The sequence below is a fragment of the Paenarthrobacter sp. GQ52 genome (assembly GCF_059759005.1).
On record NZ_JCAXEJ010000004.1, the window covers coordinates 180121 to 200774 of the forward strand.

14 protein-coding genes are annotated in these 20654 nt (G+C 63.8%); 7 read left to right on the forward strand and 7 right to left on the reverse strand.

What is annotated here, in order from left to right; all coding sequences use genetic code 11:
- Window positions 1-303: 303 nt before the first annotated feature.
- On the forward strand, window positions 304-1224 hold the full coding sequence (locus AC6CH8_RS07990) for a spermidine synthase (protein WP_498189808.1): 921 nt from the start codon (window positions 304-306) through the stop codon (window positions 1222-1224).
- On the opposite strand, the gene AC6CH8_RS07995 is transcribed toward AC6CH8_RS07990, so the two are convergent.
- From AC6CH8_RS07995 to AC6CH8_RS08005, 3 genes are all read right to left on the reverse strand, one after another.
- Window positions 1207-2961 carry an ABC transporter ATP-binding protein gene (locus AC6CH8_RS07995; RefSeq protein ID WP_498189810.1) on the reverse strand — a complete coding sequence of 585 codons (1755 nt, stop codon included), beginning with the start codon at window positions 2959-2961 and terminating at the stop codon, window positions 1207-1209. The two genes, AC6CH8_RS07990 and AC6CH8_RS07995, sit on opposite strands and share 18 nt — an antisense overlap.
- Complete coding sequence (locus AC6CH8_RS08000; RefSeq protein WP_498189811.1) at window positions 2958-4679, reverse strand: ABC transporter ATP-binding protein; 1722 nt, start codon at window positions 4677-4679, stop codon at window positions 2958-2960. Before AC6CH8_RS08000 ends, AC6CH8_RS07995 begins: the two co-directional genes overlap by 4 nt.
- Before the next feature lie 140 nt (window positions 4680-4819).
- Window positions 4820-5716 carry a LysR family transcriptional regulator gene (locus AC6CH8_RS08005; RefSeq protein ID WP_498189813.1) on the reverse strand — a complete coding sequence of 299 codons (897 nt, stop codon included), beginning with the start codon at window positions 5714-5716 and terminating at the stop codon, window positions 4820-4822.
- 137 nt (window positions 5717-5853) lie between these two features.
- Here AC6CH8_RS08005 and AC6CH8_RS08010 point away from each other — a divergent pair, with 137 nt between their 5' ends.
- Window positions 5854-7242 carry an MFS transporter gene (locus AC6CH8_RS08010; protein WP_091467451.1) on the forward strand — a complete coding sequence of 463 codons (1389 nt, stop codon included), beginning with the start codon at window positions 5854-5856 and terminating at the stop codon, window positions 7240-7242.
- Window positions 7243-7246: 4 nt separating this feature from the next.
- The gene (locus AC6CH8_RS08015; protein WP_091464813.1) at window positions 7247-7996 is read left to right on the forward strand and encodes a 3-hydroxybutyrate dehydrogenase; all 750 of its coding nucleotides are present in this window, start codon (window positions 7247-7249) and stop codon (window positions 7994-7996) included.
- A gap of 150 nt (window positions 7997-8146) precedes the next feature.
- On the opposite strand, the gene AC6CH8_RS08020 is transcribed toward AC6CH8_RS08015, so the two are convergent.
- Entirely contained in the window at window positions 8147-9583 is a 1437-nt protein-coding gene (locus AC6CH8_RS08020) for an amino acid permease (protein ID WP_420179833.1), read from the reverse strand.
- Window positions 9584-9855: 272 nt separating this feature from the next.
- On the opposite strand from AC6CH8_RS08020, the gene AC6CH8_RS08025 reads away from it, so the two are divergent.
- Window positions 9856-10662: an IclR family transcriptional regulator gene (locus AC6CH8_RS08025; protein WP_054809310.1), complete on the forward strand. Its 807-nt coding sequence runs from the start codon at window positions 9856-9858 to the stop codon at window positions 10660-10662.
- Here the strand turns inward: AC6CH8_RS08025 and AC6CH8_RS08030 are convergent.
- On the reverse strand, window positions 10659-11096 hold the full coding sequence (locus tag AC6CH8_RS08030; protein WP_498189816.1) for an SRPBCC family protein: 438 nt from the start codon (window positions 11094-11096) through the stop codon (window positions 10659-10661). The two genes, AC6CH8_RS08025 and AC6CH8_RS08030, sit on opposite strands and share 4 nt — an antisense overlap.
- A 162-nt stretch (window positions 11097-11258) precedes the next feature.
- Between AC6CH8_RS08030 and hutU the strand changes: the two genes are divergently transcribed.
- From hutU to AC6CH8_RS08045, 3 genes are all read left to right on the forward strand, one after another.
- Window positions 11259-13040, forward strand: a complete 1782-nt coding sequence (gene hutU / locus AC6CH8_RS08035; protein ID WP_498189818.1) for a urocanate hydratase — start codon at window positions 11259-11261, stop codon at window positions 13038-13040.
- 8 nt (window positions 13041-13048) lie between these two features.
- Window positions 13049-14641: a histidine ammonia-lyase gene (gene hutH, locus AC6CH8_RS08040; protein ID WP_498189820.1), complete on the forward strand. Its 1593-nt coding sequence runs from the start codon at window positions 13049-13051 to the stop codon at window positions 14639-14641.
- A 200-nt stretch (window positions 14642-14841) separates the two neighbouring features.
- Window positions 14842-15090: a hypothetical protein gene (locus AC6CH8_RS08045; RefSeq protein ID WP_091464823.1), complete on the forward strand. Its 249-nt coding sequence runs from the start codon at window positions 14842-14844 to the stop codon at window positions 15088-15090.
- Window positions 15091-15277: 187 nt separating this feature from the next.
- Here AC6CH8_RS08045 and AC6CH8_RS08050 read toward each other — a convergent pair whose 3' ends face one another.
- Window positions 15278-15499, reverse strand: a complete 222-nt coding sequence (locus AC6CH8_RS08050) for a hypothetical protein (RefSeq protein WP_017198995.1) — start codon at window positions 15497-15499, stop codon at window positions 15278-15280.
- 103 nt (window positions 15500-15602) lie between these two features.
- Window positions 15603-20504 carry an NAD-glutamate dehydrogenase gene (locus AC6CH8_RS08055; protein WP_498189822.1) on the reverse strand — a complete coding sequence of 1634 codons (4902 nt, stop codon included), beginning with the start codon at window positions 20502-20504 and terminating at the stop codon, window positions 15603-15605.
- Window positions 20505-20654: the final 150 nt, after the last annotated feature.

Consider the following 20654-nt stretch of genomic DNA (forward strand, 5'->3'; position numbering starts at 1 on the left):
CGGATTACCAGGCTCTAGCGGGGCTCTGGATCTTCAGGGTGATCCATATCCCGCGGTGAACCCTCCAGTGGTGAATCGAGGAGGCTCGGTGGCTTAGGGACGCGAGCGAGTATCAGGCAGACCACCGTCAGCCATGCGACTGCGACCGTCAAAACCTCCGCCCACACCGATGCTCCGAGTTCCATGTAGAGATCATATGGCTCCTGAAGGCAAAACGGTAAGTAGCCTTACTTTCAATGTGGACGTTCGGAGTAATGTGGCGCTCCACTAGGCTTGGAGCATGACTCATGCAGGGCTGAAGTAGTGGCGAAACGCGGCAAGGCAAACAGGTCCCAGAGGTCGACGACGGGAGTCGTCGAAGTGCCTTCCGGCACCCGTCCTGACGGTCCGGTCGCGGGGGTCTACTACATCGATACCGGCGACTGCGAGCTGCTGCAGGACCAGGACAACTCCAATGGCTGGCTTCTCAGAATCAACGGCGTCATGAGCTCGCACATTGACCTGGCTGACCCCCTGTTCCTGGACTTTGAGTACATGCGCTGGATCGCTGCCCTGGTTGAATCGCGCTGGCCGCGCGAGCAGAAGCCCAAGCTACGTGGCCTTCATCTAGGTGGGGGAGCTTGCTCCATGGCACGCTACTTCCACGCGGCCTACCCTGAAGCGCGGCAGGTACTTGTTGAGCTCGACGGCAAACTGGCTGACTACGTGCGCGGCTGGTTCGATCTACCCAAGGCGCCCTTCCTCCGGATCCGCGTGGGTGAAGCCCGGCAAGTCACTGAATCCCTTACTCCGGACAGTCGGGATCTCATCATTCGCGACGTCTTCGCCGGAGCTTTCACGCCCCGCGCCCTGACCACCCGGGAGTTCACAGCGCACGCGGACTCGGTTCTCGCACCCGACGGACTGTATGTGGTGAACTCGGGCGATGCCCCGGACCTCAAGAACGCCCGGGCTGACGCTGCCACCATCGCGGACACTTTCGAGCACACCATGATCATTGCCGATCCGGCCATGCTGAAGGGGCGCCGCTACGGCAACATGATCATGGCGGGCAGCCATGCGCCGTTCGGCGATGACCCCACGTTGGCCCGCAAGCTCCTGGGCGGAGGCGTCCCCGCGCACATTTGGGATGACGCAAAAGTGCGCGCATTCGCCAGGGGAATCCCGGTGCGGCACGACCCGGCGGCCGAGCCATTGGTTGAAGCCTCAGTTCCGGCTGAGTGAACTGTTCCAGGCTTCCCACAGGTGTGCGTAGCGGCCGCCGCCGGACAGCAGTTCCTGGTGCGAACCCGACTCGACAATCCGCCCCTGCTCCATGACCACCACGGTGTCCGCCGACGCTGCCTGGGACAATCGGTGCGCGATCACCACGGACGTCCGGCCCGCCAACGCGGCTTCGGCAGCCTGATCGAGCATGGTGGCAGACCCGGTTCCCGCTTCGGCCGTGGCTTCGTCGAGCACTGCAATGGGCGGGTCCTTGAGCATCAGCCGAGCCAAGGCCAGCTGTTGCGCCTGCTCAGGTGTGAGCTGATGCCCGCCTGCGCCTACGGAAGTCTCCAAGCCGTCGTCGAGCGTTTCAACCCAAGCAGCCCCGACAGCCTGCAGGGCGCGTGTGAGTTCCGCGGGGGAAGCGTCCGGTTTGGCAAGCTTGAGGTCCTCGGCCAGCGTTCCGGAGAAGACGTGCACCTCCTGGCTGACCATGGCAATGCGCTGATGCAGGTCCGTCGGGGCAGCGGCGGCTGAGTCCAGTCCGCCCACCCAGGCTGTCCCGCTGCCGGGGTGCTCCAAACCCATGATGATTTTGGCCAATGTGGTCTTGCCCGCACCGGAAGTGCCGACAATCGCCACCCGCTCGCCCGAGGCAATCGTGAGGGAAACTCCTTTGAGGGCCGGCCGCTGGCCCGGGTAAGCAAAGGTGACATCGTCCAGGACGATGCCGGCATCAGAGGCAGCTGGCGATACCGGGGCAGTGGTTTGCCCCGCGGACATCGTCAGGCCGAACATGCGCCCCAATCCGGCTGCGGCTTTCTGAAGCTCATCGAACTGCCCCAGAACCAGCCCGATCGGATCGAACAGCCGGTAGAAGTAAAGTGCGGCCGCCGTCGCCGCGCCGATGGTGACGGCGCCTTCGGCGTGGAGCCAGAATCCCACTAGTAGAACCGCGGAAAGTCCGATCAATTCCGCAAGGTTGAGGCGGTTGTAAAAACGGGTCAGGTAACCAACCCCGCGCAGCGAATGGCCGATGTTCTCGTGCGAGGCGGCTGCCACAAGATCCGCATGGCGTGACCCGAGGCCCAAGGCCACAACAGACGGGGAGCCATGGACGGTCTCGATGATCTGCTCGGTTCGGCTGGCCTCTGTGATCCTGACCGTCCGGTAAATGGGTGCTGTTCGCTTGAGGAACCAGCGAAGGGTGAAGATCTGCAGGGGTGCTGCGATGAGCACGGCCACCGCGAAGCGCCAGTCGATGACGCCCAAGCCCAGCAGGGTCACCCCAATGGTGAAAGCTGCGCTGGTGAACGCGGGCAGCACCCCGGAAATGGCCTCGCTGACAGCCTCTACATCGCCGGACACCCGGGCCACGACGTCGCCGATGCCCGCCTTTTCCAGTTGTGCCAGCGGCTTCCGAACGGCTGCCGCGAACACTTCCTCGCGCAGCCCGGCGAGCGCTTCCTCGCAGATACGGGCCAACAGGTTCTGGCCCGCGATGCCCAGCAGTGCGCCCAGGCCACCGGCCACCAGCAAGCCGATGGCCAGCCACAGCAGGGACAGGACGTCCCCTCCGGATGCTGCAATGTTGACCATGACGCCCAGAAGTGCCGGGGCTGCCAAGCCGCAGCAGGATGCCGCCAGCAACACGAAGATGGTGAGGGTGAGCCTACCGGGGCGTTGCGCCAACAGGAGCCACATTGCTTTCCGGGTCTCGCGAGGGGTGGCTATAGGCAGGATTTCCGAGTTCACGAGCCCACCACTTCCCGGTAACCAGCCGACTTGGCGAGAAGTTCCCGGTGCGTCCCGGTCTCCGGTGTCCCACCGGCTCCGCCTACCACCACCCGATCGCAGATGGCCAGCAGGGTGGGGCTTGTGGTGATCAGCACCAATGCTTTGTCCGGGAAGTTCCGCAGACCGTCCGCGATGACGGCTTCGGTGGCAGTGTCGACGGCGGTTGTGGGGTCATGCAGCACCAGCACCGGCTGTTGCTGGTGCAGCGAGCGGCCAAGAACCAGCCGCTGGCGCTGCCCACCGGACAGGCTCTGGCCATGCCCGGTCAGGACGGTCTCGGTGCCTTCCGGCAGTTGTGACACGAAATCCTCGACGGCGGCAGCCGCCATGGCGCGTTCCGTCAGTTCGGCGTTGGCTACTGCCACGTTGTCGCGGATACTGCCGCTAAACAGGACCCCGTCGTGGTTGTCTGCGAAGACCCTTGAACGGGCGTGGTGGGGGTCGAGGTCTGCGGCGTCGTGGCCGTCGATGGACACTACGCCGCGGGGTGCTGGGGTGCGAAAGCCCAACGTGTCTACCAACTGCCGCGCTTGTGTGCTGTCCGGAAGGACGACACCCACGATTTCGCCGGCGGACGCCGTGAAGGGCGGGAAAGTAATGTGCGTAGCGCTTGGCTGGAGCTCCAGCAGCGGAGCTGGTCCGCCCGGTGGGTTTGCCGGCGAGACTGAGCCGATTGCCGTCGTCGAACGTTCCGCTGCTTCGGGTGCGGGCACCGCCTCGGGTTCTTCCAGCAACACTGCTATGCGTGCGGCGGAGGCGCGTTTGCGGGCGAGTTCGACGCTCACGAAACCGAGCCCGGTCATGGGTCCCTGAACAAACTGCGCCACTCCAACAACGGCCACCAACTGCCCCACCGTGATGCTGCCTTGGAGTGCAAACCACGCTGCAAAGAAGGCGATACCGGCCAGGAACGCTGCGGACAGTGCGGTGCTCGCGCCCGTGTAAGCGGACTTGGCGCGGATGGCCTTCAGGGCGGAAGTCAGCGACGCCCGGCTTTCGGCGCGATAGCGCGCGATGGCAGCGTCCTCTGCGCCTAGCCCTTTCAACGGGCGGGAGCCGGTTATGAAATCCGTGGCCAAGGCGCCCGCGCGAGCTGCTGTGGACTGCTCCACGTCGCTGCGGTTTTCGAGCGGTTTGGTGAGCCGGTGCATCACCAGCAGCATCACCGGTGTTGCCAGGAGAACGGCAAGCCCCAGAGGTACTGAGATGAGCAGGAGGGTGACGGCGGATGTGATCACACCGGCGGCCGCAGCAAGACCACCGCTGATCAGCCAGGACAGCCCGGCAACCCTGTCGGCGTCGGAAGAAGCGATGGCTACGATTTCGCCCGGTGCCCGTCGGGCGGCCATGCCGCGGGGATGAAGTGTCCGCTCCACCACCAGTTGGCGGAGATCATGCGAGCCGTAGTTAAAGGAGCGCTCCGTGGCCAGGGTGCCGAAGCGCCACGAGAGAGCCAGCACGACGAACACCATAGCCAAGGCGCCGAGCCACCCCAGGAGGGCGCCGGCGTCGTTCGGTTCAATGGCGTTGTCCACCGCGGCTCCGATGGTAGCTGGCACCAAAGCCTCGCTGACCTGATGCAGGGAGAGTCCGGCGCAGCCCGCCAACAGCAGCTTCCAGCGGCCGTTGGCGAACAAGGTGAAGCTGAAGAGCCGGGAGGCCGAACTGGAGGGCATGCTTACCATAGTAAGGCTTGCCTTACTTCAAGATGGCCACATTACCCGCCCACCTCCCGCCGAGATGGCAGTTGATGTCCATGTTTCCGGCAAACATCGGCATTAAGTGCCACCTCGGCGCGGTCTGCCACCTCGGCGCGCTACTCAGCGCCGAGCAGCTCCTCCCGCCGCTGCTCCGTCTCCTCCCGCAAAGCCTGCACGACGGCGGCTACCGCAGGGCGGCGCATCGAGTCCGGGCGGAGGACCATCCAATAGGGGAGCAGCTCGGCGAAGTCGAAAGGTAGGAGGCGCACCAGGTCAGCGTGCCGGTCGGCCATGAAGCAGGGGAGGAAGCCCACGCCGGCGCCGGCCCGGGTAGCTTCCACATGCACGAAAACGTTGGTGGAACTTAGGCCATCACGCATGGTCGGGACAAGCCTGCGGGGAGCGTCCAGGTCATCCACTTGCAGCATGGAGTCAACAAAATAGACCAGCTGGTGCTGCGTGAGTTCCTCAATGCTGGAAGGCGTTCCGTTGTCCGTCAGGTAAGCGCGCGAGGCATACATGCCCAGCCGATACTCGCCTAGTTGGATCGCCTCGGCCCGGTGAACCTGCGGCGTCCCCACCACCACTTCGATGTCCAGCCCCGAGCGCTGTTGCAACGCCCTTCGCGTCACGGTCACGATCTCAACGCTGAGTCCGGGATGTTCGCGTCGCAAGCGGGCCACTGCTGGTGCGGCGATATAGGCGCTGAAGCCATCAGTCGCGGTCATGCGTACGACGCCGGTGATGGGGTCGGGGGCGCGGTCGCTTGGTCCCAGCGCGCTCACCGCAGCTTCAATCCGCTCAGCGACAAGTACGGCTTCGGCACCCAGCTCTGTCACTTCCCAACCACCGGCCGCACGCGCGAGGACCCTGCCGCCCAGCGCCTTCTCCAACGCCGCTATCCTGCGCGAAACGGTGGTGTGGTTGAGCCCCAAGGCTTGGGCCGCCGTCGTGAATTTTCCTGAACGTGAGACGGCCAGGAAGATGAGGAGGTCATCCGGGTTGGGATTCATATCTGCAATTCTGCACACATAGGGTGCCACTTTGGTCATTGAGCGCGGGAGAATCTGCAGCAATACTCAGTGGAGCATTTCGCGTTGTGGATCACATCACGTTCACAAGGGTCAAAGAGGACACTGAGGAGATGGATATGAGCGTAGAGCAGCGCTCCGCATCAAAAGCAGGGAAAGGCGCCGGCGAAGGTTCCGGACTCAAGAAGATCGTCGCGGCGTCGATGGTGGGCACCGTGGTGGAGTGGTACGAGTTCTTCCTGTACGCCACGGCCGCCACATTGGTTTTCGGCAAGTACTTCTTCCCGAGCACAGGCAACGAACTGGACGGCATCATCCAGGCGTTCATTACCTACGCGGTTGGCTTCGTGGCCCGTCCGCTCGGCGGCATCGTGTTCGGCCAGATCGGCGACAAGCTGGGACGCAAGCCCACCCTGCAGCTGACCATCGTGATCGTGGGCGTTTCCACCTTCCTGATGGGCTGCCTCCCGGGCTTCGTGGAGATCGGCTACTGGGCACCGGCCATGCTGGTGGCGCTCCGTTTCATCCAAGGCTTCGCGCTCGGCGGCGAATGGGGAGGTGCTGTGCTGCTGGTGGCTGAGCACAGCCCCAACAAATCCCGCGGGTTCTGGTCCTCGTGGCCGCAAGCAGCAGTGCCGGTAGGTAACCTCCTGGCCACAGCCGTCCTGTTCACCATGTCCACAGTGCTCAGCAGCGAAGCCTTCCTCGGTTGGGGCTGGCGCGTAGCGTTCTGGCTGTCCGCAGTGATCGTGTTCGTCGGCTACTACATCCGCACCCACGTCACCGAAGCCCCCATCTTCCTCGAAGCCAAGGCACAGGTGGAAGAGTCCAAAGCCATCAGCTACGGCGTCGGCGAAGTCATCCGCAAGTACCCCAAGGGCATCCTCCAGGCCATGGGCCTCCGCTTCGCAGAGAACATCATGTATTACCTCGTGGTGAGCTTCGCGATCGTGTACCTCAAGAGCGTCCACAAGTACGACACCTCATCGCTCCTCCTGGCACTCCTGATAGCCCACGTCATCCACTTCCTGGTCATCCCGCAGGTCGGGCGCCTGGTGGACTCGTGGGGACGCAAGCCCGTGTATCTGGTGGGCGCGATCACCGGCGCAACCTGGCCGTTCTTCGCCTTCCCCATGTTCGACACCAGGAACGCCGTGATCATCGTTCTCGCCGTGACCATCGGCTTGTGCTTGCACGCGTTCATGTACGCAGGTCAGCCGGCCATCATGTCCGAGCTCTTCCCCACCCGGATGCGCTACTCCGGTGTTTCGCTCGGCTCGCAGGTCACGTCGATTTTCGCCGGCTCGCTCGCTCCGCTGCTGGCCACACAATGGCTCAAGGACACCGGTTCCTGGGTTCCCACAGCGATCTACCTCGTGGTTGCTTGCGCCGTCACCGTCGTCGCAGTTGTTTCGCTGAAGGAGACCAAGGGCATCGCCTTGCAGGAAGTGGACCAGGCCGACGCCATCCGTCACGGACTGGCCACTGCATCTACTTCGAAAGGCTAGCTCCATGGATAACTCCCTGAACGGACGCAAGGCACTGGTTACCGGCGGGGCGAGCGGAATCGGGGCAGCCTGCGCGCGTGCGCTCGCCGCCCGCGGGGCGAAAGTAGTAGTGGCCGACGTCGATGCCTCCGGAGCTGCGGCCCTCGCCGACGAGTTGGGCGGCACCGCCTGGACGGTGGATCTCCTGGACGTCGACGCCCTGGCCGCCCTCAGCCTCGACTGCGACATCCTGGTCAACAACGCCGGCATCCAGAAAGTTGCCCCGATCGAGGAGTTTGAACCTGCGGAGTTCCGGCGGATCCTTGCCCTGATGCTGGAGGCGCCGTTCCTCCTCATCAGGGCCGCCCTCCCGCACATGTACGCCAACGGATTCGGCCGGATTATCAACATCTCGTCCGTCCACGGCTTGCGCGCCTCCGCCTACAAAAGCGCTTACGTGTCCGCCAAACATGGGCTTGAAGGGCTGAGTAAGGTCACCGCCTTAGAGGGTGGAGAGCATGGCGTCACGTCCAATTGCATCAACCCCGGTTACGTGCGGACGCCCTTGGTGGAGAAGCAGATCGCCGATCAGGCCCGGCTCCACGGCATCCCCGAAGCCGAGGTCCTGGCCAAGGTGATGCTCACGGAGTCCGCTGTGAAACGGCTCGTGGAGGTGGAGGAAGTCGCGTCGCTGGCAGCGTGGATGGCCTCCGACGACGCCGGCATGGTCACCGGCGCGAGCTACACCATGGACGGGGGATGGTCCGCGCGATAGTTCCGCCCCGCCCCGCGCCCCGCGCCCCGCGCCCGCGCCCCGCGCCCCGCGCCCGCGCCCCGCGCCCGCGCCCCGCGCCCCGCGAGGTGACAGTTAATGCCAATGTTCGGCGTGAACATTGGCATTAACTGTAGTTTCGGCGCGGGGAAATCAGGCTGTCTCGTCCACCAGCTCTGCCCGGCGCAGCCCACCACCGCGAACCCACAGCTTGTAGGCCACGAAGAGGAGCACCAGCCAGGTGCCGCCAACATAGAGCGCAACCCGAGTGTCCTCGAAAACGCCCAGGATCACGATCACCATGGCCATGAACGCCATGGTCAGGATGGATGCGAGCGGCCACAGCGGAGAGCCGAATTCCGACGCCGGCAGGCCCTTGCGCTTGATCTCCCGTTTCATGGCGACGTGCGAAGCGAGGATCATCACCCAGACCCATACGGTGGCAAAGGTGGCGATGGAGGCGATGAGCACGAACACGTCCTCCGGAATGACCGCATTCAGCACGACGCCCACCAGCAGGATGCCGCCCATCATCACCACGGTCATCCATGGAACGCCGTGTCGGGAGATCTTGCTGAAGCTCTTGGGTGCGTGTCCCTGCTGGGCCAGGCCGAAGAGGATGCGTCCGGCCCCGAAAATGTCGCTGTTGATCGCCGAGAGAGCGGCTGTGATGACCACGGCGTTGAGAATGTGAGGTGCGGCAGGAATGCCCAGGCCGTCAAAGATCTGCACGAACGGACTGCCGCTGCTTCCGATTTCGTTCCACGGGAAGATGCTCATCAGCACGCCCAGGGTCAGAACGTAGAACAACAAAACGCGGACGGGCACAGTATTGACTGCCTGCGGGATGACCTTCTTGGGGTTTGTGGCTTCGCCCGCCGTGATACCGATCGTTTCGATCCCGCCAAAGGCAAACATTACGACGGCGAACGCGGCCAGGAGCCCCTCGAAACCGTTCGGGAACAAACCACCGTGATTCACAAGGTTCCCAAGTCCCGGTGCCACGCCACCGCCGTCGCCCGTTTGGAAGCCGAACACGACGATCGCTGCGCCGCCCACGATCATGGCGATGATCGCCACCACCTTGATGAGCGAGAACCAGAACTCGAGTTCCCCAAACACTTTCACGCTGAGCAGGTTCATGGCGCCCAGAAACAGGATGATCGCGAGCACCCAGATCCATCTGTCCACCTGTGGGAACCAGAAGCCCATATAGATACTGAAGGCGGTGACGTCGGCTATGGCCACGATCGCCATCTCGAACACGTACGTCCACCCGGTCACGAACCCGGCGAACGGCCCCAGATACTTGCTTGCGTACTGGCCGAACGAGCCGGAAACAGGGTGTCGGACGGCCATCTCACCGAGGGCGCGCATCACCATGAACACGGCCGCACCGCCGATGATATAGGCCAGCAGGACGGCAGGACCGGCTTTCTGGATGGCGGAGGCGGAGCCGTAGAAGAGGCCGGTGCCGATCGCAGAGCCGAGCGCCATGAAGCGTATGTGACGGACGTTGAGGCCTCGGCTGAGCGCCGTACCTGCGGCTTGGAGGACAGAGCTCTCCGCAGCCAGCTTGGTTTGTTGCATAGTAAAACCTTCTCGTCTTTGGGAGGGGATCGCTATCCAGCAGATCACTTTTGGGCGCCTTGTGATCGGACTCACGAGGCTTTGGTGTCTTTGATCGCAGACAGTGGGCCAACGGCAGCCGCTCACCGGGAGCATGGTTCGGGGGGTGTCCGGTATTCCGGACGCTGTTGACCGGTCCGTGCTGGTGATTGGCCTGCGAAGGGTGCACGCTAGAGTACGGGATACCGGACAGCAACGGTTCGACGATCCCGAAATCCGAGCAGCGAGGAACCATGACAAGCACGCCAACCGCATCAGGCAAAGCCACGTCCAAAGTCCCGGCTGCCGAAAATACGCTGCGCATCCTCAAGCTGTTGGCCTCGCGCCGTGGTCCCATGGCGGCGTCGAACATTGCAACAGCGCTCGGCCTGCCGCGATCCAGTGTGTACCACCTGCTCGGCGTGATGGAGGCGAACGGCTTTGTCCTCCACCTGCACGAGGAACAGCGTTACGGGCTTGGCATCAGCGCATTCGAGCTCAGCTCGGCGTACTCGCGGCAGGAGCCGTTATCGCGGCTAGGGCGGCCGATGCTCGCCTCGCTGGTTGACGTCATCGGTGAGAGCGCGCACTTGGCGGTGCTCCACGGGCGCGACGTTCTCTACATCGTGGAGGAACGCGCCAAGAACCGCCCGAGCCTGGTGACCGACGTCGGCGTCCGCCTGCCTAGCCACCTCACTGCCTCGGGCCGCGCGATCCTTGCCGCGCTACCAAAATCGCAAGTTCGCGCGCTGTATCCGAATGCCGCTGCCTTCACCTCGCGGCACGAAGTCGAGTTTCCCATCATGAAGTACTCCGCGTTGTCATCCCATCTGGATCAGGTTCGGCAACGCGGCTACGCCACGGAAAACGGCGAAATCACGCCGGGTTTCGGTTCCATCGCGGCCGCTGTGACGGACCATGTGGGATGGCCGACGGCGGCAGTCGCCGTCACGTTCCTGGAGGACAAAGTGCCGGCTGAGCAATGGCCGGTCCTGGCTGCCCGCATCCGTAAAGCGGCAGACGAACTATCGGTGCGGATCCACGGCCGCCCCGCGGGCTAACCCGGCCCCAAGGCATCGCGCTCGACGAGTTTTCGGAAAGTCTCCAGCTCGCCCCGGAAGCTGCCGCGGTAGGAGCCCATGGCGAACAGCCGCCCGAAGATTCCGGCGATAAACCCCCGGGTCACGAACTCCTGGTGGATGCGCGTGCCCTGTCCCTCGCTGGCAAACCGCACATCTGACTCGCCCTTCAGGATGGCATTGCCGAAGCGGGTGCGGATGTGCCAAGGCCGCTCGACCTCAAGGATTTCGGTGGGGCTGGCCATCCGCCCGAACCAGACCGTGTAGCGGCTGCCAGCCTGGTCGGTGGAGCCCACGCGGTCTGTCACGCGGGTTACTCCGCCGATCCATTCCGGGAACCGGTCAAGATTCGTCCATGCTGCGAAGACGCGCTCGGGCGGCGCGGCGACGAGCGTGGTTACCCGGTGCGTTCCCATGGGTCCAGCATGCTCTTTTTGTCGGGCGAATGCGAGGGGTTGGGCGGGTCTGTAATCCCGGACAGCACCACTCAAAAAGCCGTTCCGGCCGCAGGATAAAGGGGCTTTAGTAGAAGCAGAAGATCTTTCCACCACATACTTCCCACAGACGAAGGAGTCACCATGGCACCCGCCGATTTCACTACTGGTGCCCGTCCGGTTAAGGCCGCGCGGGGTACTGAGCTTACTGCCAAGTCGTGGCAGACCGAGGCGCCGTTGCGCATGTTGATGAATAACCTGGATCCGGAGGTTGCTGAGCGTCCGGATGATCTGGTGGTTTACGGCGGCACGGGCCGCGCGGTCCGTTCGTGGGCTGCGTTCGATGCGATCACCCGGACCCTGGAGACGATGGAGAAGGACGAAACGCTCCTGGTGCAGTCGGGCAAGCCGGTGGGTGTGTTCCGTACTCATGAGTGGGCTCCGCGGGTGTTGTTGGCGAACTCGAACCTGGTGGGGGATTGGGCGACGTGGCCTGAGTTCCGCCGTCTCGAGGCCGAGGGCCTGATGATGTATGGGCAGATGACGGCCGGGTCGTGGATTTATATCGGCACGCAGGGCATCCTGCAGGGCACGTATGAAACCTTCGCCGCGGTGGGGAACAAGCTGGCCGCGGAGGGCCGTCACCCGGCCCCGGCAGTTGAGGGTTCCACGGAGGGCCCGTTGGCCGGGACGCTGACGTTGACGGGTGGGTGTGGTGGCATGGGTGGCGCCCAGCCGCTCGCGGTGACCCTGAACGACGGCGCGTGCCTGATCGTGGACGTGGATGAGTCCCGCCTGCGTCGCCGGGCCGGGAAGCGGTACCTGGACGAGGTCGAAACGGATCTGGATGCTGCGATCAAGAAGGTCCAAGCCGCGAAGGACGAGCGCCGCGGCTGGTCGGTGGGGTATGTGGGCAACGCCGCCGAGGTGTTCCCGGAACTGCTGGCCCGGCATAAGGCCGGGGAGGTGACCTTTGATGTGGTCACGGACCAGACCAGTGCCCATGATCCCCTGTCCTACCTTCCGGAGGGTATTACCGTGGCGGAGTGGCATGTTGAGGCCGGGGCGGATCCGGAAGGGTTCACCAAGAAGGCCCAGGCGTCGATGGCACGGCAGGTCCAGGCGATGGTGGAGTTCCAGGACGCCGGTGCTGAGGTGTTCGATTACGGCAACTCGATCCGTGACGAGGCACGCACGGGCGGGTACGAGCGGGCGTTTGAGTTCCCCGGTTTCGTCCCGGCGTATATTCGTCCGTTGTTCTGCGAGGGCCTGGGCCCGTTCCGCTGGGTCGCGCTCTCCGGGGACCCGGAAGACATCGCCGTCACGGACAAAGCCATCAAGGAACTCTTCCCGGAGAACAAGCACCTGCACAAGTGGTTGGATGCTGCTGCGGACCGGGTGGAGTTCGAGGGCTTGCCGGCACGTATTTGCTGGCTTGGGTACGGCGAACGAGCCAAGGCCGGGTTGTTGTTCAACCAGCTCGTGAAGGAGGGCAAGGTCAAGGCCCCGATCGTGATCGGCCGTGACCACCTGGATTCGGGCTCGGTGGCGTCTCCGTACCGGGAGACCGAGTCCATGGCCGATGGTTCGGACGCGGTTGCTGACTGGCCGTTGCTGAACGCCCTGATCAACACCTCTTCGGGTGCTACCTGGGTGTCGATCCATCACGGTGGCGGTGTCGGTATCGGCCGGTCGCTGCACGCCGGTCAGGTCTCTGTTGCTGACGGCACGGACCTGGCCGCGGAAAAGCTCGAACGGCTCCTGACCAACGATCCCGGCATGGGCGTCATCCGCCACGTCGACGCCGGCTACGACCGCGCCGTCGAGGTCGCCAACGAACGCGGCGTCCGCATCCCCATCCCCCCGAGCACCCTAACCTCGCAAGCTCGGTCAGGGAACCCTGCTCGCGTGGCCCCAGAGAAGTAGGCTACAAAGTGACTACCACAACCCACGAACAGCTCACCGTCACCCTCGGCTCCAGCGGCGTCACCCCGGAAGACGTCGTCGCCGTCGCCCGCCACGACGCCAAGGTGACCATTTCCCAAGACGCCCTGGTCAACGTGGCCAAGGTCCGCGCCCACATTGACGAGCTCGCTACCAGCGATGTCCCGGCGTACGGCATCTCCACGGGCTTCGGTGCCCTGGCCAACCGCCACATCCCCAACGATCTCCGCACGCAGCTGCAGAAGTCGTTGATCCGCAGCCATGCCGCCGGCATGGGCCCGGCCGTGGAACGTGAAGTGGTCCGCGGCATCATGTTCCTCCGCGCCAAGACCCTCGCCTCCGGCCGCACAGGCGTCCGGCCGGTGGTCCTGCAGACCATGGTGGACGTCCTCAACGCCGGCATCACCCCGCTGGTCCGCGAGTTCGGTTCGCTGGGTTGCTCCGGCGACCTCGCGCCGCTGTCCCATTGCGCGCTGGTCCTCATGGGCGAAGGCGAAGCAACGGGTCCCGACGGCGAACTCTACGGAATCGCTGGCAAGCCGCCTGTCGCTGAGCTGCTCGCGCAGCACGGCATCGAGCCGGTTACCCTCGCTGAGAAGGAGGGCCTGGCCCTCGTCAACGGCACCGAAGGCATGCTCGGCATGCTCCTGATGGCCATTGCCGACATCCGATTGCTGCTTGCGACGGCGGATGTCACCGCAGCGCTGAGCGTCGAGGCATTGCTCGGCACTGACCAGGTATTCCTCCCGGAGCTCCACGCAGCACTGCGTCCCCACCCGGGCCAGGCTGCCAGCGCTGACAACATGCTGCGCGTGCTGTCCAATTCGCCCATCGTCGCGTCCCACCGGATCAACGACACCAAAGTGCAGGACGCCTACTCGCTGCGTTGTGCCCCGCAGGTTGCCGGGGCTGTCCGCGACACCGTGGACCACGCCGCACTGGTGGCTTCCCGCGAACTCGCTGCAGCGATCGACAACCCGGTGGTCCTGCCCGACGGCCGCGTCACGTCCAACGGCAACTTCCACGGAGCTCCCGTGGCCTACGTCCTGGACTTCCTGGCCATCGCTGTGGCGGACCTCAGCTCCATCGCCGAGCGCCGCACGGACCGCATGCTTGATCCGGCCCGCTCGCACGGACTTCCGGCTTTCCTCGCCGGAGACCCCGGCGTCGATTCCGGCCTAATGATCGCCCAGTACACGCAGGCAGGCCTGGTTTCGGACAACAAGCGCCTCGCCGTTCCGGCATCCGTGGACTCAATCCCGAGCTCCGCAATGCAGGAAGACCACGTCTCCATGGGCTGGCACGCTGCCCGGAAGCTGCGCAAGGCGGTGGAGAACCTCCGCCGCGTGCTCGCCGTCGAGCTTGTCACCAGCGCCCGCGCCATTGACATGCGGACGCAAATGTCCGACGGCGAACTCACCCCGGGTCCCGCCGGTACGGCCGTGCTTGAAGTGCTTCGTGAAGTGGTCCAAGGCCCGGGCACCGACCGGTTCCTGTCGCCGGAACTGGAAGCAGCTGACCGTTTGGTTGGCTCCGGCGCGGTCCGCGCGGCCGCCGAATCCGCCGTCGGGATTTTGGCCTGACGTCGAATAAAACGCTCATTTGATGGGCATATTTGTCACGCCCCGGTCTTTGTTCGCAACGCAAGCACCGGGGCGTGGCAAATGTAGTAAAACTTATGGTGTACGTCACGTCCACGCCAACGATGTCGTGGGCCTGACGGTCAACCGTTTCACACAACTCAATACACAACAGAGAACATCCACAAAGGGGTAGAAGTTCAATGAAGGCACGCGGAGCAGTCCTGTCCAGGCGAAGCGCTCACACGGCTACGGTTACCGACTGGAAGACGCTGAAAGTTGGCGAGCGGGTGGAAGTGGTCAAATACGCCCACGTGATCGCCGCTGGCCGGGTCGAGGAAGTTTCCGGAAGCGGGAACGTTGTATGGCTTGAGCACGCGGGGTCGGGTGTTACCGAAGAGGGCAAGGAACTCTTCATGAAGTCCGACGGCGTGACTCTCCGCCGGGGGTAGGCACCCAACTGAGTCGCAGTTAAGCGCGTTTTGGACGCTCAAAACGCGCTTAAATGCGACCTACTTGGGTGGGGATAGTTGTTAAAACAGAAACCGGGGCTCGTTCCCTTTCCGCGGGTAGTAGATGCGGAAAGGGGACGGGCCCCGGTTTTTTGTTCGTTGCCGTGAGTGCCGTCAGGGGCGGCAATCAGGCAGCGAGTACTTCGCGGGTCTGACCGAAGGGAACGGATTCGTCCAGAGCCACTGTGTAGGTGCCGGGTTCGTGCCGGGTCACCAGAATGCCGCAGTTAGCGTCCGCTGCTGCGTTTTCGATCAGGGCATCCACGGCGCGGTCGAGTCCGTCGTGGATCTCGTCTGCCTTGGAAAAAGACAAACGAATTTCGCGTTCTGCAATCATTGCAGGGGTCATTTGGGGGCCTCCTATTACTTGCCGCATGCGAGGGCGACCCATCAATCATAGAGTGTGAGCGTCAAGTATTTGTAAGATGACCGGCAGCTCAGTGATCCGGGTCTCATCTGCGAACCATGGCGCGGAGTAGTTTTACTGCCACCGAAAGCGCGGCAATATCCACCGGACCTGGCTTGATAGCCTCCTGGATGGTCTCTTGGATGCGCGCCAGTTGTTCGATGTTTCCGTGCTCCCAATCCATGATCCTTTCCACGGGGTCAGCCGCAGCCGGGGTGCGCGGCGTGTGCCGGACCACGGCTTTGGTCATATCGGCCAGCACCAGATACATGTCGTCCCTCAACGCGGCTCTCGCCAACGACTCCCAGTGGGTATCGCGCGGGAGCATGGTGATGTGTTCCAGCAAAGGGATGGCGGAAATCCGCTCGAAGACAGCGAAGTACACCTCTGCCACCGCTTCCGCCGGTTCCTGAAGCTCCTCGGCAATAGCCGAGATGTCCAGCAAGCCATAGCTGACCAGGAGTTCTGAAGCGCGGATCCCCAAAGGGCGGGGCAACCCCACGGCGTCCGTGTGCGCAAGGCGCTTCAGGGAATGCGCAAGGTTGATACCGTGGAGGAGCCCGGTGAAGCTGCCCCGCATCAAGGACATCGGATGTTCCAGTCGTTCCAGGGCGTCGGCAATGGGTTTATCGCGGAAATCGTGGGTCACGTACCACCGCACGGAGCGGTCAAGCAGCCGGCGCATGTCCAGCGCGACGGCGGAGCCATGCTCGCTGGGTGTGCTGGCCGGCAGTTGGGCGATGGCCTGCGTGACGGAATCCAGATCCCAGATTTTCCGCATCACCACGAAGGCGCGCGCTACGGCCGCCGCTGACACGGTGGTCTCTTCCATTGCCCGGAAAGCGAAGGCGATGCCACCCATATTGATCATGTCGTTGGCCAACACTGTGGCTACGATTTCCCGGCGGAGCGGATGCGTGGAGAGATGCTCGCCGAACCGTTCCGAAACCTGTTGGGGGAAGTAGTCGCGGAGTGTCTGCGAGAACCAGGGATCGTCGGCGAGGCCGCCCTCAGTGAGCTCGCGGGCGAGCTCGATCTTGGCGTAGGCGGCCAGCACCGCAAGTTCGGGAGTGGTTAATCCCTTGCCCGTGAGGACGCGGGCCTGCAGTTCCTCGTTGCTCGGGAGAAACTCCAATCCCCGGTCCAGGTCCGTGACGGACTCCAGCCAGTCCATGGTCCTTTCGAAGCTGGGGCTCCATTCGACGGCTAATTGCTTGTCATTGAGGAGCAGGGCGTTTTGGTCATCGTTGGTCCTGAGCACCAGCCGGCCGACTTCGGCCTGCAGGGAATGAAGGAACGCCGGCCGTTCCGCCGCGGACATCCTGCCCGCGGCGATCATGCGGTCCAGGAAGATCTTGATGTTCACCTCGTGGTCGGAGCAATCCACGCCCGCAGAGTTGTCGATCGCGTCAGTGTTCACCAGGACGCCAGCCAGCGCAGCCTCGATCCTGCCGCGCTGCGTGACGCCGAGGTTGCCGCCTTCGGCGATGATGTGGGTCCGGAGCTGGTTGCCATCGACGCGGATGGCATCGTTCGCTTTATCCCCGACGTCGGCATGGGACTCCGTGGACGCCTTGACGTAGGTGCCGATTCCGCCGTTGTACAGGAGGTCAATCGGCGCCATGAGGATCGCCCTCAGAAGCTCCGGCGGGCTAAGGGCCAACTGCCCCTCTGGATCCGCGTTCTCCGTCAATCCGGGGCCCTCTTCCAAACCCAGGGCGAGTCTGACCTCTTCAGTGATCCGGATGGACTTGTCCGTGCGCGCGAAGACCCCGCCGCCGTGGCTCAGTTTGGTGCGATCGTAGTCTGCCCAGCTGGAACGGGGCAGTTTGAAGAGGCGTTCCCGCTCTGCGTAGGACACCATGGGATCTGGTCTGGGGTCCAGGAAGATGTGCCGGTGATCGAACGCGGCTACCAGCTTGATGTGGTTGGAGAGGAGCATGCCATTGCCGAAGACATCGCCGCTCATATCCCCGATGCCCACCACGGTGAAGTCCTCGGCCCGGGAATCGATCATCAGTTCGCTGAAATGGTGCCGCACGGATACCCAGGCGCCGCGGGCCGTGATGCCCATCTGTTTGTGGTCGTACCCCACCGATCCACCGGAAGCGAAGGCGTCCCCAAGCCAAAAACCGTACTCCACGGCAATGGCATTGGCGAGGTCCGAGAAGGCGGCTGTTCCCTTATCCGCAGCGACAACAAGGTAGTAGTCGTCGCCGTCGTGCCGCACCACGCGCGGCGGCGTCTCGACGCGACCGTTGGCGCCGCCGTCGGGATCCGGCACCAGGTTGTCCGTCACGTCCAGCAGCCCTCGTATGAAAGTCCGGTAGCTTTCCTGGCCCTCAGCGAGCCAGGCCGCGCGGTCCTCCATCGGATCGGGGAGCCGCTTGGGAAAGAAACCGCCCTTGGCGCCCGTGGGAACAATCACGGCGTTCTTGACTGTCTGCGCCTTCACCAGCCCAAGGATTTCCGTGCGGAAGTCTTCGCGCCTGTCCGACCATCGGAGTCCACCGCGGGCTATCGGTCCGAAGCGCAAGTGGACCCCTTCAACCCGTGGTGAGTAGACCCAGATTTCGAACCTTGGCCGGGGCGCCGGGGCAGCCGCAATGCTGGACGGATTGAGTTTGAAGCTGACGTACGGTTTATCCAGGTAGAAATTGGTGCGCAGTGTGGCTTCCACCAGGCTGGAAAGTGTCCGGAGGAGGCGGTCGGCGTCCAGGACAGGGATAGCGTCAATCGCTTCTGCCAGTTTGGTTCGGGCTGCGTGGATGGCCTGCGTCCGATGGCTCAGTTCGCTGCTGCCTTCCTCGAAAACGTCGCCGTCAGTCTGGTGCGGGTGGCTGATGAGTTCGGGATCAAACAGGTCCGGCGCGTAGTTGTCCGGGTTGAACTTCGCCTCGAAGAGCTCCAGCAGCGCATGTGTTGCCTTCGTGTTTGCCCGGAGGGTGTCTGCGATGAAGCCGTAAGAGTTAGTGCTCCCCAGCTGCCGCAGGTACTTTGCATACGCACGCAGGATAGCCACCCTCCGCCAGTCGATGCCTTCCCTGATGACCAGGGCATCAAAGGCGTCCGACTCGGCGTCCCCCCGCATAGCGGCGCAGAACGAACTGGCCAACAGATCCCCGGTGGCCAACGGGTCCACTCCGCGCGGGTACTTGAGCCCCAGGTCGTAGAGGAAGAACTGCCGGCCGTCCTCACGCTGCACGTCGAAGGGCCGTTGGTCCAGGACCTTCAAGCCAAGATTATGGAAGAACGGCAGGATCTGGGTGAGACTCTGTGGCCGGGTCAGATACAGACGGATGCGGGCATCCTCCGTGAGGACGGCAGTGCCGGGACGCTTGTAGACCGTCAGCAGCGGGTCGCTTTCTTCGCTTGGTTCGGTCGGGAAGCTCTCGAACTTCGAGATGTCCTCAACAGCGTCTTCCACCTCGTAATCGGCCTTGTAGCTGGCAGGGAACGCGGCAGCCCACCGTCGGGAGAGCAGGGCCGCTTCATCGGACGGGTATCGCGCCTGCAGCGCCTCGGCGAGGCCCTGCGCCCAGGTCCTGGTGGCGGCGATGATCCGCGGCTCCAGGACCAAAGCATTGACGACGCCGGGAGTCCCCTGATGCGCCGACGCCGCCTGCGGTAACAGCACGCGGAAGAACACCCTGGCCATGGCGGATTCGCCCAAACGGAGCTCAAACTCGATGGAGTCCGAACCGAAGGCCTCGCGCAATTCACGTTCAATGTTGAGCCTGACGGCGGTGCTGTACCGGCGGCGCGGGAGGAAAACGAGCGCTGTCATGAACCGTCCATAGGAGTCCGGGCGCAGGAACAGCCGTGTGCTATGGCGTTCCTGCAAGCGCAGGATCTCGCGGGCATGGGCAGCCAACTGCTCTGCGTCAATGTGGAAAAGTTCGTCCCGCGGATACGACTCCATGACAGCCAGGAGCTCCTTGCCGTGATGCGAGCTTGGCGGGTAGCCAAAGGCCTGCAAAACGTCGTTCACGGTGTCGCGGATGACCGGAATCTCCAAGGCTGAGTGGGACGTGGAGCTGGGGGAGAAGAGACCCACAAACGTATGCTCGCCGCCCGTTTCTGTACCGGTCGTTTCTATCCCGTTCGTGGCGATGCTTATTTCGTCGAGGTACGCCCGGCGCAGGACCGTCGAGCGCTGCGTGGACTTGGTGAGCGTGAGGAGGCGGGACTCCGCCTCTGGAAAGCCTCTGTAGGGATCTTCTCTTGGTTCCCGCAGCAAGCCAAGCCCATGCTGCCCGCGGTACCCGAGGAAGACAAAGTTCCCCTCACCCAGCCACGCCAGCAGCTCCTGGGCTTCCTTGGCTTCGGCGTCTGATGGTGCAAGTTCGCCCAATGCCCTGACGAGCCTTGCGAGTTCCTGGTGGATTGCTTCGGTGTCCTCTGCCGCGGACCGAACATCCCGCAGGACTCCCCGTAGCCGCCCGACAAGGAGCTCCGCCGCCGCCTCATCCGGGAGCCGTGGGATCTCGATCGCCATCCACGCCTCGGTGAGCAGTCCGCCGTCGTGATGCTGTTGGGTGGCCGGCCCGGCCGGGGCGCCGGTATTGGAAGGTTCGACGCCGGTGGGCAGTGCCGTGCGGTGCGGTGCCCTGTGGATGTCGGTCAGGCGGTGCGTGACGGGGTCGCGCTCGACGCTGAAGGTTGGATGGACCAGGAGCCGGATGGAAGCGGTGTCCCTGGCGATCTCCGCGGTGACGGAGGGGAGAAGATAGGGCATGTCATCGGCGACGATCGCAACAACGCTGGCATCGGACTCGTTCAAGACCCCGATCACGGCTTGCCCCGGTTCGCGCCGTTCGGCCAAAGTTCGGTGGTAGCGGGCACGTTCCAGCAGCGTTTCGGGGGTGTAATAGCGGACGTCGTCCTCTGAAACGTGCTCGTAGTAGTCGGTCAGGAATCCGTCCGCCGGCTCCACCCTGGGTGACATTTCCGTGCGCCTCCGCTGCGCAAAGGAGAGGCCGTGCGTTGCGGCCCGGCGAAGTCCCTGCGCCTCACTTCATGCTCCCGCGAGGTGGCATTTAAAGCCAATGTTTGAGGGAAACATTGGCATTAAGTGCCACCTCGCGGGGAGGTTTGC

Coding starts and splice junctions, on each gene's coding strand:
- AC6CH8_RS08045 (WP_091464823.1), top strand. CDS start 14,842: ATGAAGGCACGCGGAGCAGTCCTGTCCAGGCGAAGCGCTCACACGGCT.
- AC6CH8_RS08025 (WP_054809310.1), top strand. CDS start 9,856: ATGACAAGCACGCCAACCGCATCAGGCAAAGCCACGTCCAAAGTCCCG.
- AC6CH8_RS08015 (WP_091464813.1), top strand. CDS start 7,247: ATGGATAACTCCCTGAACGGACGCAAGGCACTGGTTACCGGCGGGGCG.
- AC6CH8_RS08050 (WP_017198995.1), bottom strand. CDS start 15,499: ATGACCCCTGCAATGATTGCAGAACGCGAAATTCGTTTGTCTTTTTCC.
- AC6CH8_RS08030 (WP_498189816.1), bottom strand. CDS start 11,096: ATGGGAACGCACCGGGTAACCACGCTCGTCGCCGCGCCGCCCGAGCGC.
- hutU (WP_498189818.1), top strand. CDS start 11,259: ATGGCACCCGCCGATTTCACTACTGGTGCCCGTCCGGTTAAGGCCGCG.
- AC6CH8_RS08000 (WP_498189811.1), bottom strand. CDS start 4,679: ATGCCCTCCAGTTCGGCCTCCCGGCTCTTCAGCTTCACCTTGTTCGCC.
- AC6CH8_RS08005 (WP_498189813.1), bottom strand. CDS start 5,716: ATGAATCCCAACCCGGATGACCTCCTCATCTTCCTGGCCGTCTCACGT.
- AC6CH8_RS08010 (WP_091467451.1), top strand. CDS start 5,854: ATGAGCGTAGAGCAGCGCTCCGCATCAAAAGCAGGGAAAGGCGCCGGC.
- AC6CH8_RS08020 (WP_420179833.1), bottom strand. CDS start 9,583: ATGCAACAAACCAAGCTGGCTGCGGAGAGCTCTGTCCTCCAAGCCGCA.
- AC6CH8_RS08055 (WP_498189822.1), bottom strand. CDS start 20,504: ATGTCACCCAGGGTGGAGCCGGCGGACGGATTCCTGACCGACTACTAC.